Raw genomic sequence first — 16892 nt, 5'->3', positions numbered from 1 at the left:
TATAACTTAATGTATATTTTAATAAAAATATGTCTGAGAAGCAGATAGATCGACAACGACTCATGACTTTTCTAAGCGATTTCGGCGATCGCGATATCTATGTAGGCGTAATGAAGGGTGTCATCGCCCAACTCAACCCCAGACTGGCGGTAATAGACTTAACACACCAAATTCCGCCGCAAGATATCGCCGCAGCCAGGTTTTGCCTGATGAATGCTTATCCCTATTTCCCCGTTGGGACAGTGCATCTGGCAGTAGTAGATCCGGGTGTGGGAAGCAAGCGACGAGCGATCGCAGTAGAATTTGCTCAAGGGTTTCTAGTCGGCCCTGATAATGGTATCTTTAGCGGCGTACTTAGTCAAAGCCCTGCGATCGCAGCCGTCGAACTTACAAATCTTAACTATTGGCGAACTTCTCAACCAAGCAACACTTTTCACGGTAGAGATATTTTTGCACCAGTGGCAGCTAATCTTGCTAATGGTGTCCCCCTCAAACAGCTAGGACAAGAAATCGATCCAGCAAGTTTAGTCAAACTGGATATAGCCGAGTGCAAGCAGACAAGCAATGGTGTAGTGGGTTGCATTCAATATATCGATCGCTTTGGCAATTTAGCGAGCAACATTCCGGCAAGTTACGTACAAGGCAAAACTTGGTATGTGCAAGCTGCTGGTTTGAGGATACCAGGTTGTAAAACTTACGGTGATGTCAACCAGGGAGAGATACTAGCTTTAGTTGGCAGCCACGGCTGGGTAGAAATTGCGATTAATAGCGGCAATGCTCGCTCAAAGTTGCAGTTAGATTGGCAAGAACCGCTTCAAGTTGTGCTGACTTAAATCCCACACCTAGTCAGTGCCACATCTAGAGAAACGCCAAAGTTATATCCTCTCTCCACAGTTGGCAGATGTCCTGGGGGGAAAGTTTTAAAGTTTGGTTCCTTGCCAGGTTTATACTCATATCTTTTAGTTTGCTGATTATAGTTCCACTGAATCAGCCACTCACCTGTTAACGTTTGCCATCCAACCGCGTCATACATCTTGCGATAATCATTTTTTTGTTCCCTCAAAATCTTTTCTTGAGCGCTAAAGCCCAACTTATCATCACTGGCTGTACTCCAAAGTTTGTCAATGGTTTTCAAGTCAACACACGAAAGTGCATTCATTTCATCTTTGCCAATAGCACCCTCTGCTTGTGCCTTAGTCCCTGCAACATCTAGCATTCTCAGATAAGTTTCTCGGTCAGATTGTTGCCAATCTTTGCTTTGTAAATATTTCTGCAACTGACTGTAATCGACATTGCGGGCTGTAGTGATTTCTACTTGCTTCAATGAGCCAGAATTAGTAGTTGTATTAACTAAACCCTTGTTTTCTGGATTTTTACTCTCAGACTTAGACCGTGTTAACGAATATCCAATCCAGCCCAAAACAGCAAATATACCGATAAGACTTGCTGTAATTAGTAAGGTTAGTGTCAGAACAGTCTGATTATTCTTTGCCATTTTTGGATGCTTCTGATTACTTTGAATGCCCCAGGTTGAATTTAGTCTAACCGCTACTACATAGATGTATATATTGTCATATCATCTCTCTCTTATTTCCTAACAGGTCTATTCTACAATGTCATCTTTTCGGAGAGAATAAGTACTTAGTCAATCACTCAGACTTTCTTTGCAGAGTTGTTAGGGTAATTGTTTAATGATTCTAGACGTGAGAGCCAATTGATATTCCGTGTAATCGTCGATTAAAGCGCGATTTTTCTAACACATTGGCAATCAGATGATGGCCTTTCATGTACTCGCAGCCTTTGACGAGATCCAGTTGTAAAATTATATATCCCTCAGTCAGGAAAATTGTGATGTTTAGATCATTACTACTTATACTAATTGTTACAGTAATTCTAGGTAGCTTTTTGAACCTGACACCCTCTACTGCCTTTGCACAACAGATATATGAACCAACAAATGAGTCGCTATCAAAGCATGAAGTTCCAGAGTGGTTCAAAGATGCTAAACTCGGCATTTTCATTCACTGGGGTGTGTACTCTGTACCTGGTTGGGCACCACTGACTGGTGAACAGAACAAGGTAGTTGCAGAACGCGGTTGGGAATATTGGTTCCAGCACAACCCTTATGCTGAATGGTACTACAACTCCATGAAACTTGAGGGCAGTGACACCTATAAGTATCACCGTGCAACCTACGGTGAAAATTTTACCTATGACGACTTCATCCCCACCTTCAACGCAGCCATCACAAGGTGGAATCCATCCCAATGGGCAAAACTGTTTTCTCAAGTAGGTGCGCGGTACGTTGTGCTGACGACCAAACATCATGATGGTTTCCTGTTATGGCCTAGCAAAACCACTAACCAGTCAGGACGAGTGGCGGCGCGGGATATTGTGGGGGAACTGACACAAGCCGTTCGTAAACAAGGTATGCGTATGGGTCTGTACTACTCCGGCGGTATTGATTGGTCTAAACAAGATACAACGGTGACAGACTTTAACACCTTGGTCGCAGCCATTATCCAAGAAAAAGCTTACGCTGAATACGCTAATGCTCATTGGCGCGAACTCATTGACCGCTATCAGCCGTCTATCTTGTGGAATGACCTTGGCTATCCTGTTGGTCAAGCAAACGAGATTATGGCTTACTTTTACAATCACGTACCTAACGGTGTCGTTAATGACCGCTTTGATTTAGGTGGGCAATTCGGTTTACACTTCGACTTCTCCACACCTGAATACAGTCAACTCAAACAAATCGAACCAAAGAAATGGGAAAGCACAAGGGGTTTAGGTTACTCGTTTGGTTACAACCAGAATGATACCGACTTGAACATGATTTCAGTAGACGAACTGGTTGATTCATTCGTTGACATTGTTAGTAAAAACGGCAACTTACTGCTCAACATTGGCCCAAATGCCGATGGTTCAATCTCCAAACTGCAAACTGAACGGTTGCTTGGCTTAGGCAAGTGGCTAGATGTAAATGGTGAAGCCATCTTTGGCTCGCGCTATTGGATACGCTCAGAAGATGTATCTACTCAAGGCATCCGAGTGCGCTACACCACAAACAAAGGTAATTTGTATGCTGTCTTGCTTGATACTCCCATGAGTCAGACGCTGACAATCCCAGGGCTAATTCTGCCGAAAAATGCAAAGATTACAATGCTAGGGGCAAAAGGTAAACTTGAGTGGCAACAGTACGGACAGAATTTATTTGTCACGCTACCGGATATGTCTACGGTGAAAAAATCACCAGCCTACACGTTGAAAATCAGCCAGATACCTCTTTCCTGAAGCTCGGATATGAAATGCTGTACTAAGTTAATTTAAAATTACATCCACCCGCCAACTTCCGCATCAGTTAAAGGTTTCTCTAACTTGCTATATTCCGTCTGAGCAGCCCGCAATACGTGTTTCATCTGCACTGCTTCTCCAGCATCGGCAGCGAGGAAAGCTGCATTTAAGGCTATGTTACGGATATTACCACCAGCGACATTTAGCCGTGCTAGTTGGAGGGCATCTAAGTCTGCGGTTGGGGTGTCTGCGGGAAAAACGCGCCGCCAAATCTCGGCTCGTTGTGTTGTGTCGGGGAAGGGGAACTGCACCACAAAGCGAATCCGCCGCAGAAAGGCTGTATCAATTGCACTTTTCAGGTTCGTTGTTAGGACTGCTAAACCTGGGTAGCTTTCCATCCGTTGCAATAGATAGCTAACTTCAATATTGGCATAGCGATCGCGCGCATCTTTAACTTCACTGCGTTTGCCAAATAAAGCATCAGCTTCATCAAATAACAAAATCACGCCGCCTTGTTCAGCAGCATCAAACACCCGGCGCAAATTCTTCTCTGTTTCCCCAATATATTTGCTAACGACTGATGATAAATCAATGCGATAGAGGTCGAGGCGCAATTTCTGAGCTAGCACTTCTGCCCCTAATGTTTTACCAGTGCCGCTAGCACCTGCAAATAAGGCGCTGATTCCCAATCCTCTCGCACTCTTGGCACCAAAGCCCCAGTTATTATATACAGTACTGCGTTGACGGACATGAGCCGCAATGTCTCGGAGAACTTGTTTCTGGGCCTCTGGTAATACCAAATCTTCCCAATTACCAGATGGCTCAATTCGCTGGGCGAGTTCATCCAAGCGCGGACGTGCTTGCACGCGGCAGGCATCCCATAAAATGCTATTAATATCGTTGTCTGGTGTTTGTGCTAACTGTCCTGCGGCTTCTGCACAAGCCGCGCGGATGGTTGCGGCACTTAGGTTAAACTGATCCACTAGGGTTTTAATTTGCCCATTTATTTGCGGTGCAATTGAACCTAATGCATCTTGCCAAACTGTACCTTGTTCTTTGGTAGTTGGTTGATGTACGTCAAAATTAACTACCAGGCGTTGTCCTAGTCCAATGCGTTCCCGACTCGTAACTATTAAAAAGCCTTTTGTGCGTTCGATGAAACGAGCGATCGCATTCAGCCGCGCTATATCATTAGTATCGAGATCGTTGCAATCTATAAGTAACGCACACTTACTTAAAATCGTCTCCCGAGTCCACAGGCGAATGAGATTATCTAACTCGCTAGGTGCTAATGGAATTACTTGTGCAGGCATTACCCACAAGTTTAAACCCTGGAGTTGACAAATTGTTGCGGCAATGCCGCGTTTGCTAGTAGTTTCAACACCACATAACTGAACAATTGGCAAGCTATTAACCTTATAAGCTTGCGACCAAACTACTGATACTCGCTCGGCTAAATCTTGGTGCGAGGCGACTAAATCGCTAACTGCTTGTAATGGTTCAATGATGCCGGCTAATCTTTCGTCAAGATATTGAATGCCCGTGAGATAATGTAAAATTCGTTCGTCAATTCTTACGGGACTGAGAGTCAGGGCATGACCATCACCAATTTGAATTAACCGCCAATGACGTAAGGGAGCATTTGGAGCGATCGCATCCCAGTGGACATCAGGTAAAGCGGCTAGAGCTAAACTTAGAGTTGGGTAAGCTCGTTGTAAATCCCCGTGCATTATAGCACACAATTTAGCAAAATCTCCATTCAATTCCATACCTGCACACAACAGCAACAAATCGCGTTCAAAGGGTGAGAGGCTAAATATTTTGCATACTCTTTCCAATGCCGATGGTGCAGGCATTGCAGCAGCAGCTTCCTGTAACGCTTGCCGTAAATGCTCTTGGTTGTTCTCTACAGATTGATTTTGCTCTTTTGCCGTGTGATTTTCTAAAATACCATGTACGACGGCCAGAGATGCTGATAGATAGCGATAGTTTGCCTCATCCCAATTGCGATTTGTTGTAGCATTCATAGAATAGTCACCTCTGGCGAATCATAACCTCCAGACTGATTCTTCTTATGCAATTGACTTTCTGCCCCATCTACCTGCACCCGAACAATATAAGTTCCTGGCTTGATGTTTTTGACAGGAATAGTAATTGCATCGGTGTCTTCAGTCCGCGATGCAACCAAGAAAGAGTAAGCTACCGGACTATTGTCTGACGCTTCATTGAGTAGCAAAACTACCCGTTGTACCTTACCAACTTTGGGCTGGAATTTCACGGTAATTTCGGCTGTACGTAAATTGTCGCCGCTATTTTCCACTTGAGCGACAAATGCTGTAATTGTTGGATGGAGGACGAAAGCCGCAACGTTTGATTCAACTACATAATCTGTTTGCCCTGCATTGCCCATTGTGAGATGGACAACTTGGATACCTTGCACACTTGCGGATAAATCTGATGGGACTAACAGGCTAATTTGTGTTTCTTTAACATCATGAGGTACTATTAAAGTCTCCGTATTACTTAAACGGATTCGGGTAATCTCACCGCGTAACCGTTTACCACGAATTACTAGCGTTGTGCCCGCAACAATAATTTGATCGGTCTTTGCCGGAGCCATAACTTGCTCTATAGTCGGTTGAGACAAGGGCATTATGTAGAAACCTTCAGAATTTTCAGGTTTGCTACTTTCAATTAATACCATTGATGCCAGATAGGTAGCTGAAGGTCGATAGTGTGTTTGTAAAGCAGACCATAATTTAGAAGTTTCTTCCATATTAAAAAACTCTGGAGTCAATTTAATCTGCCCAATTTGTTCAGCTAAATCGGATACAGATACACTCGCGACAGCTTGGGAAAAAGCACTTGAGGTATTGGTTGTAGAGGCATTTATCAGAGTATTTTCAATAATATCCGATGTGATAGCTGGTGTTTTGTGTAATAAATGCATTGCATAGCCCAGTAAAAGCTCCGACTGAAAATCCTTGGCTCCGTAGGCTGTGAGCAAATAGTGGAGGTCAAGAGCTAGTGGGGGACTTGGAGAGTGCGGGTTTCCATTAATACGTGAATGCCTACTCCGAAATTCCTGAGATACCCAATCGACATTGCGATTCTGCGTTACTTGATAGAGAAAGAGGTTAATTTGAGCGCGTTCGTCAGCTTCAACTGAAATTCGATCGGGCGGTAGGGCAGTTACAATTACATCACCAACACTAGCAGCGATCGGATCGCTGACTAAACCATTTTCCAGCAAGACTTTTAGTACTGCTGTCACGGCGGCTATAGAGAGCACATTACTCATCCTCGTTCCTCATGGCAATAGCACATATTAATCATGTACGCCAGAGTACATTGACAGAATATATTTTGCAAAACTTTAAATATTCTGTAACAGAGACTATCGGCACGGCGTACAAAAGCACATTGGCAACTACTAGTACAGGATGGCGTAAATCCACTTGGTATATAAAATAACTACAAGTCAGGCAAATTCCCTTGTTAAAAGTAGGCAAAATTCCCCGGTATTTTACTATTCTGGATTTGCGCTTTCCCGTTTCACTCCTACCATTTTTGTTTGAAGATGCGCCGATAAGACTGATGCAGAACTACAAGCTGTAGCGGCAATTCATGTAAACGCTTTCGCAAAGCGTCTCATAGAGTAACTGCTTCTCTACAAATTCTCTAACAGAGTACTGGCATGGTATTGCTGCATTATCTCTAAAAGGCAGCCTCACGTAGAATTGGTATTAACACTACTGAAGCTGACAGTCTTGTAGAATTTGCATTAACTTCATCTTAGAAACAAATTTCAACTACCATAAGTCTTAATTTTAAACATTTTATCAAATTGCTAGCATTACTTTAAGTTACTAATATGTTAAGCTGAGTATAATTAGATAAATCGTAAGTAATATATATTACTAGCATTCATCTAGTTTACAAAGTAAGCAATCATATTTGTAATACTAGTAATATCTCTGACTAAAGTTAACACCTTAAAGTAACTAGGATGGGTTCCCGCAGATGAAATCCCCACCTTCTTCAAATTCTTGGATTGGTCGCTTCGTAGGTGATAACGAGCGATACCGTTTAGAAAAACGGTTAGGCGGGGGTGGCATGGGAGATGTCTTCCTGGCAACAGATACCCGTGTAGGTCAGCAGGTAGCATTGAAGTTACTCAAAGATACGCTGGTGGCATCACAAGAAATGAGAAAGCGTTTTGAGCGGGAAGTGGCAGTTTGTGCTGCTTTGCAAAGCGACCATATCGTTAAGATTAGTGATTGTGGATTCACCCCAGAAGGCTTTCCATTTTACGTAATGGAATATTTGCGCGGGCAAACGCTCAGACAATTACTGCTACGCGAAAAGCGGCTATCTGTTGAGCGGACGGTGAAAATTATGGCGCAAGTTTGCAAAGGTCTACAGCTTGCCCATCAAGGTGTTACTCTCCAACGGGAGGGTGGAAAAAGCACTGAGCATATTCAGGTAGTTCATCGTGACCTGAAACCAGATAATATATTTTTAGTGCCTACAGATTTGGGTGAGTGGGTCAAGGTTTTGGATTTTGGTGTTGCCAAAATTCGGAGTGAATCTTCAGAAAATGCCAATATTACAAATATTACCAGTACATTTATTGGTACGTTTCGTTACGCGCCTCCTGAGCAAATCCAAAGCGATAAAAACCTGGACGCAAGGGGTGATATTTACAGTTTAGGCATTATTCTTTATGAAATGCTGAGTGCCGCCGATCCCTTTGGTATCAGCATTAAGGGTAGTCATGTCAGTGAGGCTTCTTGGGTATTAGCTCATGCTTATGAGCCACCGAAACCACTGCGATCGCAACCAGGTTGCGAGCATTTGCCCGTACAATTGGAAGCTGTGGTGATGAAATGCCTCCACAAAAACCCCGCTAACCGATTTGCAACGGTAGAAGAACTCAATCTTGCTTTGCAAGCGGCTGCCAAATTTGCCCCCGGACAGGCTACCGGGCAACCGCAACCTTCCTACAATCAAGGTTCAAATCACGAAACTGTTCCCAGACAATCGAGCGACGACACTATTCTGCGTCCGCCATCTGGATATAATCAAGGTTCAAATCACGAAACTGTTCCCAGACAATCGAGCGACGACACTGTTCTACGTCCTCCATCTGGATATAATCAAGGTTCAAATCACGAAACTATTCCCAGACAATCGAGCGACGACACTATTCTGCGTCCGCCATCTGGATATAATCAAGGTTCAAATCACGAAACTGTTCCCAGACCGTTTAACCCGATTCAGCAAAACCAATCTGAGGAAACAGTTTCTCCCCTTCAGCCTAGATACAACCAAGGTTCAAATAACGAAACCGTTCCAAGGCAGTTTAACCCAGTTGAGCAAAATCAACAGAGTCCTGTGAATAATCCAAACACCAGTAAACCGGACGTGACCTTGTATCAACCGCGACCTGGTTCTAATCAAGGCGGACAACAAGTGCCACCAGATAAGACGTTATATCAACCGCGATCGGGTTCTAATCAAGGCGGACAACAAGTGCCACCAGATAAGACGTTGTTTCAACCGCGACCTGGTTCTAATCAAGGCGGGCAACAAGTGCCACCAGATAAAACGTTGTTTCAACCGCGACCTAGTTCTAATCAAGGCGGACAACAAGTGCCACCAGATAAAACGTTGTTTCAACCGCGACCTGGTTCTAATCAAGGCGGACAACAAGTGCCACCAGATAAAACGTTGTATCAACCGCGACCTGATTCTAATCAAGGCAGACCACCAGTACCACGAGATGTGACGTTGTATCAACCACGACCTGCATCTCATCAAAACGGACAACAAGTGCGAACGGATGATACTATTTACCAACCAAAGCTAAATGAGCAGCTAGCTACGAGAATCACTCCCAATTTTTTGCGAATCTTGGGAGTAGTCTTAGCCATTGGATTGTCCTTAGCATTGGTGGCTTATATATATACTCAACTTCAATCTCGTAAAGAGCCAAGTAACCAGCAAGGTTTACCTAATAGCGATCGCCTTCAGAACTAACCCTACCGGAGAAGACCGTACTGCCTCCTCCAGTGAGTGTTCTTTTAACTACTTACTAGTTCCTGCCAAATACACTGCCAAGGGCACGCGCCATATTTTGCGGTTGCATTGCATCCATTGCGGCGGTGGGTTCGTAGCCGCAATGAACCATGCAATCGGCACACTTGGGATTACCACTCTTCTGGCCGTATTGACTCCAATCAGTTTGTGCCAGTAATTCCTTGAAGGTAGAGTAATAACCCTCGTTCAGCAAATAGCAAGGTTTTTGCCAACCGAGAACGCTATAGCTAGGGCTACCCCAAGGCGTGCATTCGTAGTCCTTCTCACCAGTGAGAAAATCTAGGAAGAGGGGATTGTGATTAAAGTTCCAGCTTTTTTCACCAGCTTTGTAAGGAGCCAGAATTTGCCGGAAAAGGGTGCGGGTTTGTTCGCGGTGGAGAAAATGATCTTGATCTGGTGCCCACTCGTAACTGTAGCCAGGAGAAATCATCATCCCGTCAGTATTTAGGGTTTCCAAAAAGTCGAAGAACTCTTGCATATCTTTAGGTTCAGTCCCCTCAAAGATAGTGGTGTTAGTGGTGACACGAAAGCCTTTAGCTTTAGCGGCGCGGATGGCTTTGACAGCAATATCAAAAACACCTTGGCGATCGACACAGCGATCGTGCAACTCGCGCATTCCATCTAAATGCACGCTAAAAGTCAGGTAAGGGGAAGGTTGAAACTTATCTAGGCTCTTTTCTAACAACAAACCATTGGTACACAAGTAAATATATTTCTTGCGCTCAATTAATCCTTGAACAATCTCATCGATCTGGGGATGTAGCAGAGGTTCTCCCCCAGGAATTGAGACAACCGGTGCGCCGCACTCTTCCACTGCGGTAAAGCACTGTTCTGGGGTGAGATTTTGCTTTAAAATTTCCTTGGGATGTTGGATTTTACCACAACCAGTACAGGCTAGATTACAGCGAAAAAGAGGTTCCAACATCAATACTAAGGGGAAGCGTTTACGTCCTTTCAAACGCTGAGTAACCAGATACTTCCCGATATCCATAGCTTGTTGTATATTAACTGCCATTATTGCGATCGCTCCTCTTTATATATCTAAAAACACTACAGTAGGGGCGCACATCGGTGCTACTTGATTGCGTATTGCATCCCCACGTGAATTGCTATATTTTTCATTTCACATAGCCCTGAACAACAAACCAATCCACAGCATCTTTGAGCGCTGCTTTCAACGAAGATTGAGGTAGACCCAACTCTCGTACAGCCTTAGCAGCATCATAATACATAGGCTGTTTCGCCATCCGCACGCCATCCAATGGCACTGAGGGCGATTTCCCCAAGGGTGCAAGAATCTTTTCATCAACCCAGGCAACACTAAGGGGCAACCAAGCGGGTACTGTTCGTTGAGGTGCTATCAAACCTGCAATCTCGGCAAGTTGTTCGAGTAGTTCTTTGAGACTTAAATTTTGATGACCTAAGATATAGCGATCGCCTGACTTACCCCGTTGCAAAGCCAGTAAATGCCCCCACGCCACATCCCGCACATCGATAAAATTCAGACCAGTATCTAAATAAAAGGGCATTTGCCGTCGTAAAAACCGTAAGATTATATCACCTGTCGGAGTAGGTTTGATATCCAACGCTCCAATGGGGCTGCTAGGATTGACAATAACTACCTCTTGACCTCTAGCAACAGCTTGCATGGCTTCAAGTTCCGCCAGAAACTTAGACTTTTTGTAGTCACCCACCAACTTTTCTAAGGGACTCTGATGTGTTTCATCGACCACTTGACCAAACGATCCTACCCCAATAGCTGCTACTGAACTAGTATAAACGGTACGCTCAATTCCAGCTTTGCTAGCTGCTGCTAACACATTGCGCGTACCGAGAACATTATTATAGTGAAGCAACTCCCGGTCTGTTTGCCACAGGGAATAATGGGCTGCAACATGAAATAGATATTGACAACCTCTCATCTGTTGCCAGAGATTTGGATCGTTCAAATCGCCTTTGATAATTTCCACATCCAAACCGCGGAGATTCTCCAGGTTGCTGCTTGAGCGTACCAGAGCTTTGACTGTGTAACCCTGTTGCAGTAACAATCGGATTAAATGGGCACCAATAAAACCTGTACCCCCTGTGACAAAAACCTTTTGAGATTTTGGATTGAGCAATTTGGGATTTCCTGTTTTGAATAGAGATTAGGGATTAGGCTTGCCGTGAGCGTAGCCGAACGGGACTAAGGACTATTGGTGACAAGTTAAGCCTGTATACCTTTCTTTATTCTCGTAATCAAGTCAACTTTGCGTCTGAGAGCGATCGCACAGAGGTTTATCAAACTCACATTGCAAGTAACTCAGTTGCACATCCTGTGATAATATAAATCTCAAAGATAAGTATTTTCACTATTACAAATTGTTGAGAATTAAATATGGAACCTATTTCTCTAATTATTGCAGCTTTAGGCGCTGGTGCGATCGCTGCTACTAAAGATACCGCAGGAACAGCCGTTAAAGATGCCTATCAGGGTTTGAAAACCTTGATTAAGAAGAAGTTTGAAAGTGAACCAAAAGCCCAAATGGTTCTGGAAGAACACGAAACAGATCCTGAAACCTATGAAGCAGCACTTAAAAAGAAATTAGCTGAAGCTGGTGTTGATCGGGATGCGGAAATTATTAAGGCTGCTCAGGAGTTACTCAAACAAGAAAAGCCAGAAGAGTCAGCAGCAGGTAAATATAACACAGTATTTCAAGGCGAAGTGAAGGGGATTCAGGTTGGCGATCGCAACAAACAGGAAAATAAGTTTGGCTAGAAGCCACTCGAGTATCTAGATGGCTGAAGATAGTTCCAAATACCACTCAACGTTTCAAAATGAAGTCAAAGGTGCTGTAGTTGGTGAAGGAAACATTATCTACAACTACTTCTACTCTACCGAAAAAGTAAAACCTGTTGATTCTGCGATCGCTCTTGATGAATATCTCCGTTGTCCTTATCAGGGCTTATTTCATTTTGGCCCCAATGATGCTGAGTTTTTCTTTGGGCGGGAAATATTTATAGAAGAACTTTATATTACAACTAAAACCCGTAATTTTATACCCGTGCTGGGTGCATCAGGAAGCGGTAAATCTTCAGTGGTATTAGCGGGATTAGTTCCTAAGTTAGAAAAAGAGGGTCATTGGGAGTTTACTCACTTTCGTCCTGGATCTGATCCTTTCCATGTGATCGCTTTAGCTCTTGTCCCTCTTTATACACCTGATTTAGATCAAACTGACCAAATTGCCCAAGCCCGAAAGATGGCTGGTTACTTGCAAGATGGCTCTGTTCCTCTCTCAGACGTTTTTGCTAAAATTCGGCAAAATCACCCTAATCATCGAGTCCTACTGATTGCTGACCAATTTGAAGAAATTTACACACTTTGTAACAATCAGGAAATACGCCGTAAATTTCTCGACTGCTTATTAGCCAGTATAGAAACTCCTATTTCTCTGTCTTCATCGGCTACGGTGTTGGTAGCAACGATGCGGGCAGATTTTTTGGGAAATGCTCTCTCCTATCGTCCCTTTGCTGATGTCTTGCAAAATGCTGACTTGAAACTGGGGCCGATGAATCGGAAAGAACTAACAGAAGTCATTGAAAAACCTGCCCAAAAATTAGGGGTGACATTTGAAACAGGACTGGTAGAACGCATTCTCAAAGATGTGGAAGACCAACCGGGAAATTTACCTTTGCTAGAGTTTGCATTAACAGAGTTGTGGAACAAGCGATCGGGTAAACTATTAACTCACAAAATTTATGAAGAAATTGGTCAAGTAGAAGGTGCGTTAGCGCGCCATGCTGATGAGAAATATGGCAACTTGACTGATGACGAGAAGGAAAAAGTCCGGCGGATTTTTATTCAATTGGTGCGTCCGGGTGAGGGAGCAGAGGATACAAGACGCATAGCGATGAAAGCGGAATTGGGGGAGCAAAGCTGGTCTTTGGTAAAAAAATTAGCTGATGCTCGGTTGGTGGTGACAAGTCGCAATCTCAGCAGTCAAGAAACGGTGGAGGTAGTTCATGAAGCTCTGATTCGTAATTGGGGAGAATTGCGAGAATGGATGAATACAAGCCGCGTTTTTAGAGCTTGGCAAGAGCGACTGCGGGGAGCAAAGGGACAATGGGAAGCAACGAATCGAGATTCGGGTTCATTGTTGCGTGGTGCAGCATTAGCAGAGGCAGAAGAAAAACTGAAAGAACGCCCAGAAGACTTAATTGATGAGAAAGAATTTATTGAGCAGAGTATTCAAGAACGCGAGATCATCAGGAAGCTTGGAATCAGAGCTAGATGGGGGATTGTGGTGATTTCCCTTGGGGCAGTGGTAATTAGCAGTAGTTTGGGGTTGATGGCATGGAATCAGAAAAACCAATCGGAACTCAATCAAGCCGAATCTCTTGGTCGATATTCTTTGTCTCTATTGAATGAAAATAAAGACTTAGAGGCTTTTGTCCAAGCAATCAAGGGGGGAAAATTTCTGCAAAGCCAACATACAACTAACCCAGAGGTAATGAATGCTTTGCAGGTAGTTAGTTTTCCAGGAAGAGAACGCAACCGCTTGCAAGGACATGATGGCTTTGTCAGGAGCGTCAGTTTTAGCGCCGACGGCAAGACTTTGGCTTCTGGGAGTGATGACAACACGATCAAACTCTGGAATCTAGAGACAGGAAAGGAAATCCGCACCCTCAAGGGACATAATAGCTCTGTCTCTAGCGTCAGTTTTAGCCCCGACGGCAAGACATTGGCTTCTGGGAGTTATGACAAGACAATCAAACTCTGGAATCTAGAGACAGGAAAGGAAATCCGCACCCTCAAGGGACATAATAGCTTTGTCTTTAGCGTCAGTTTTAGCGCCGACGGCAAGACATTGGCTTCTGGCAGTTATGACAAGACGATCAAACTCTGGAATCTAGAGACAGGAAAGGAAATCCGCACCCTCAAGGGACATGATAGCTATGTCTTTAGCGTCAGTTTTAGCGCCGACGGCAAGACATTGGCTTCTGGCAGTTATGACAAGACGATCAAACTCTGGAATCTAGAGACAGGAAAGGAAATCCGCACCCTCAAAGGACATGATGGCATTGTCTATAGCGTCAGTTTTAGCGCCGACGGCAAGACTTTGGCTTCTGGCAGTGTTGACAAGACGATCAAACTCTGGAATCTAGAGACAGGAAAGGAAATCCGCACCCTCAGGGGACATGATGGCTTTGTCTATAGCGTCAGTTTTAGCCCCGACGGCAAGACTTTGGCTTCTGGTAGTGAGGACAAGACGAGCAAACTCTGGAATCTAGAGACAGGAAAGGAAATCCGTACCCTCAAGGGACATGATATCCCTGTCTTAAGCGTCAGTTTTAGCGCCGACGGCAAGACTTTGGCTTCTGGCAGTGAGGACAAGACGATCAAACTCTGGAATCTAGAGACAGGAAAGGAAATCCGCACCCTCAAAGGACATGATGGCATTGTCTATAGCGTCAGTTTTAGCCCCGACGGCAAGACTTTGGCTTCTGGCAGTGTTGACAAGACGATCAAACTCTGGAATCTAGAGACAGGAAAGGAAATCCGCACCCTCAAGGGACATGATGGCATTGTCTTTAGCGTCAGTTTTAGCCCCGACGGCAAGACATTGGCTTCTGGCAGTGGTGACAACACGATCAAACTCTGGAATCTAGAGACAGGAAAGGAAATCCGTACCCTCAAGGGACATGATAGCCCTGTCTATAGCGTCAGTTTTAGCGCCGACGGCAAGACATTGGCTTCTGGCAGTTATGACAAGACGATCAAACTCTGGAATCTAGAGACAGGAAAGGAAATCCGTACCCTCAAGGGACATGATAGCTCTGTCTATAGCGTCAGTTTTAGCGCCGACGGCAAGACATTGGCTTCTGGCAGTGGTGACAAGACGATCAAACTCTGGAATCTTCCAGATTTAGAGTTAGATTCTTTAATGGGGCGCAGTTGTGATTGGGTGCGGGGTTATTTACAAAATAATCCTAACGTTAGCCAGAGCGATCGGCACTTGTGCGACGGCATCGGCACGCAAAAGTAAACAGGCGTTCCGCAGGAAAATCTAAAATTTATTGCGGGGAAACCAATCATCCAAAATGCTGTAAACTACTGGCACGACAATCAAACTGAGGATAGTCGAAGTTATTAATCCACCAGCGATCGCAACAGCCATAGGCGATCGCAATTCCGAACCAGCACCAAAACCTAATGCGATCGGTAGGAAAATCTAAAATTTATTGCGGGGAAACCAATCATCCAAAATGGTGTAGACTACTGGCACGACAATTAAGCTGAGGATAGTTGAAGTTACGAGTCCACCAGCGATCGCTACGGCCATAGGCGATCGCAATTCCGAACCAGCACCAAAACCTAATGCGATCGGTAGCATTCCTAAAATAGTGGAGGCAGTAGTCATCATAATTGGTCTGAGGCGCACTATTCCCGTTTTAAGGATCGCCTCGGTGCGTTCTGTACCAGCATTGCGTAATTGGTTGATATAATCCACAAGCAAGATGGCATTTTTATTGGCCAGCCCCAGCAAAAAGACGAAACCAATCAGTGAGATCATACCAAAATCGCTCTTGGTAATCAGTAATGCCAACATTGCCCCCACCAGTGCTAAAGGTAAAGAGACACCAATCACCAGAGGGTCTACCCAGGTTTTGAACAGCAAAAATAGTACCACAACAATACACAGGGCAGATAAAGCCAAAGTACTGCCGAAACTGCTAAAAACTTCACCTTGGTTAGCCGAATCTCCTCCCAAATCTAAGGAAACGTTAGAGGGTAACACCGCCTTTGCTTCCGCTACCACTTTGTCAGTAGCATCACCTAAAGATAGATTCTTACCAAGATTCGCACTAACATAAGCAACTCGCTGATTATTCAGCCGCTCGATTTGAACAACCTTACCCTGTGGATTCGTTTCACCTGTAATTGTGACATCAGCAAATCCCGGTAGTCTCTGAATTCTCTCTTTAATTGCCTTGACTGCTTTACTTAAGGCTTGGAGATCGTCACCACTTAAAGCTATTTGCAGAGGTTTTTGACCCCCAGAATCGACAAATTGAATATCTTCCACACTAGTAGTTACCCCAGGAAGGATAGGTAAAGAGGAGCGCAATTGATCTTGTAGTTCTCCAGTTGCGATCGCGCGGTCTTCCTTTAACTTTATATATAGTGTGCCTTTGTTTGGCTCACCCTCACGAGAACCAACAGTAGTAAATACCGTTTCAACTGCTGGTGATTTTCTGACTACATCTTCTAGTTTTTTCGCAACCTGAAGAGAATCGTTTAAGGGATTGGGAATTGGGGATTGGGAATTGGGAATTGGGGATTGGGAATTGGGAATATTATTATTACTCCGTTGTCCTCCTTGTCCAGGGCAGATAAAGCCAAAGTACTGCCGAAACTGCTAAAAACTTCACCTTGGTTAGCCGAATCTCCTCCCAAATCTAAGGAAACGTTAGAGGGTAACACCGCCTTTGCTTCCGCTACCACTTTGTCA

The 16892-nt window shown here is 44.3% G+C and carries 11 protein-coding genes and 3 pseudogenes; 5 read left to right on the top strand and 9 right to left on the bottom strand.

Features of this window, described 5'->3' with window-relative positions; translation table 11 throughout:
* Nucleotides 1-29: 29 nt before the first annotated feature.
* Nucleotides 30-833, top strand: a complete 804-nt coding sequence (locus CDG79_RS15105) for an SAM hydrolase/SAM-dependent halogenase family protein (RefSeq protein WP_094342850.1) — start codon at nucleotides 30-32, stop codon at nucleotides 831-833.
* On the opposite strand, the gene CDG79_RS15100 is transcribed toward CDG79_RS15105, so the two are convergent.
* Both CDG79_RS15100 and CDG79_RS45485 read right to left on the bottom strand, forming a co-directional pair.
* The gene (locus CDG79_RS15100; protein ID WP_094342849.1) at nucleotides 830-1495 is read right to left on the bottom strand and encodes a GUN4 domain-containing protein; all 666 of its coding nucleotides are present in this window, start codon (nucleotides 1493-1495) and stop codon (nucleotides 830-832) included. The two genes, CDG79_RS15105 and CDG79_RS15100, sit on opposite strands and share 4 nt — an antisense overlap.
* Nucleotides 1496-1712: 217 nt before the next feature.
* Nucleotides 1713-1802, bottom strand: a pseudogene (locus CDG79_RS45485) (IS982 family transposase); the annotation flags it as partial.
* A gap of 49 nt (nucleotides 1803-1851) precedes the next feature.
* Between CDG79_RS45485 and CDG79_RS15095 the strand changes: the two are divergent.
* Entirely contained in the window at nucleotides 1852-3297 is a 1446-nt protein-coding gene (locus tag CDG79_RS15095; RefSeq protein WP_094342848.1) for an alpha-L-fucosidase, read from the top strand.
* A gap of 38 nt (nucleotides 3298-3335) precedes the next feature.
* On the opposite strand, the gene CDG79_RS15090 is transcribed toward CDG79_RS15095, so the two are convergent.
* On the bottom strand, nucleotides 3336-5324 hold the full coding sequence (locus CDG79_RS15090) for an ATP-binding protein (RefSeq protein WP_094342847.1): 1989 nt from the start codon (nucleotides 5322-5324) through the stop codon (nucleotides 3336-3338).
* Nucleotides 5321-6598: a DUF4255 domain-containing protein gene (locus CDG79_RS15085; protein WP_094342846.1), complete on the bottom strand. Its 1278-nt coding sequence runs from the start codon at nucleotides 6596-6598 to the stop codon at nucleotides 5321-5323. The genes CDG79_RS15090 and CDG79_RS15085 overlap by 4 nt, the downstream gene beginning before the upstream one ends.
* Nucleotides 6599-7320: 722 nt before the next feature.
* On the opposite strand from CDG79_RS15085, the gene CDG79_RS15080 reads away from it, so the two are divergent.
* The gene (locus tag CDG79_RS15080; RefSeq protein WP_094342845.1) at nucleotides 7321-9339 is read left to right on the top strand and encodes a serine/threonine protein kinase; all 2019 of its coding nucleotides are present in this window, start codon (nucleotides 7321-7323) and stop codon (nucleotides 9337-9339) included.
* A gap of 55 nt (nucleotides 9340-9394) precedes the next feature.
* On the opposite strand, the gene hpnH is transcribed toward CDG79_RS15080, so the two are convergent.
* Both hpnH and hpnA read right to left on the bottom strand, forming a co-directional pair.
* On the bottom strand, nucleotides 9395-10414 hold the full coding sequence (gene hpnH, locus CDG79_RS15075) for an adenosyl-hopene transferase HpnH (protein WP_094329691.1): 1020 nt from the start codon (nucleotides 10412-10414) through the stop codon (nucleotides 9395-9397).
* A 103-nt stretch (nucleotides 10415-10517) separates the two neighbouring features.
* Nucleotides 10518-11519, bottom strand: coding sequence for a hopanoid-associated sugar epimerase (gene hpnA, locus CDG79_RS15070; protein WP_094342844.1), 1002 nt, complete (start codon nucleotides 11517-11519; stop codon nucleotides 10518-10520).
* 257 nt (nucleotides 11520-11776) lie between these two features.
* Here hpnA and CDG79_RS15065 point away from each other — a divergent pair, with 257 nt between their 5' ends.
* Both CDG79_RS15065 and CDG79_RS15060 read left to right on the top strand, forming a co-directional pair.
* Complete coding sequence (locus tag CDG79_RS15065; RefSeq protein WP_094342843.1) at nucleotides 11777-12157, top strand: hypothetical protein; 381 nt, start codon at nucleotides 11777-11779, stop codon at nucleotides 12155-12157.
* A gap of 19 nt (nucleotides 12158-12176) precedes the next feature.
* The gene (locus tag CDG79_RS15060) at nucleotides 12177-15425 is read left to right on the top strand and encodes a WD40 repeat domain-containing protein (protein ID WP_094342842.1); all 3249 of its coding nucleotides are present in this window, start codon (nucleotides 12177-12179) and stop codon (nucleotides 15423-15425) included.
* A gap of 21 nt (nucleotides 15426-15446) precedes the next feature.
* Here CDG79_RS15060 and CDG79_RS41050 read toward each other — a convergent pair.
* From CDG79_RS41050 to CDG79_RS42395, 3 genes and pseudogenes are all read right to left on the bottom strand, one after another.
* Nucleotides 15447-15605 (bottom strand): annotated as a pseudogene (locus CDG79_RS41050) (efflux RND transporter permease subunit); the annotation flags it as partial.
* 6 nt (nucleotides 15606-15611) lie between these two features.
* Nucleotides 15612-16706 (bottom strand): annotated as a pseudogene (locus CDG79_RS15055) (efflux RND transporter permease subunit); the annotation flags it as partial.
* The coding region (locus tag CDG79_RS42395; protein WP_189525007.1) for a hypothetical protein at nucleotides 16679-16892 on the bottom strand (214 nt) is incomplete at its 5' end. The gene CDG79_RS42395 and the pseudogene CDG79_RS15055, both read right to left, overlap by 28 nt.

The sequence above is a fragment of the Nostoc sp. 'Peltigera membranacea cyanobiont' 232 genome, assembly GCF_002245985.1.
GTDB lineage: Bacteria > Cyanobacteriota > Cyanobacteriia > Cyanobacteriales > Nostocaceae > Nostoc.
This window is presented reverse-complemented; position numbering and strand designations above follow the sequence as displayed.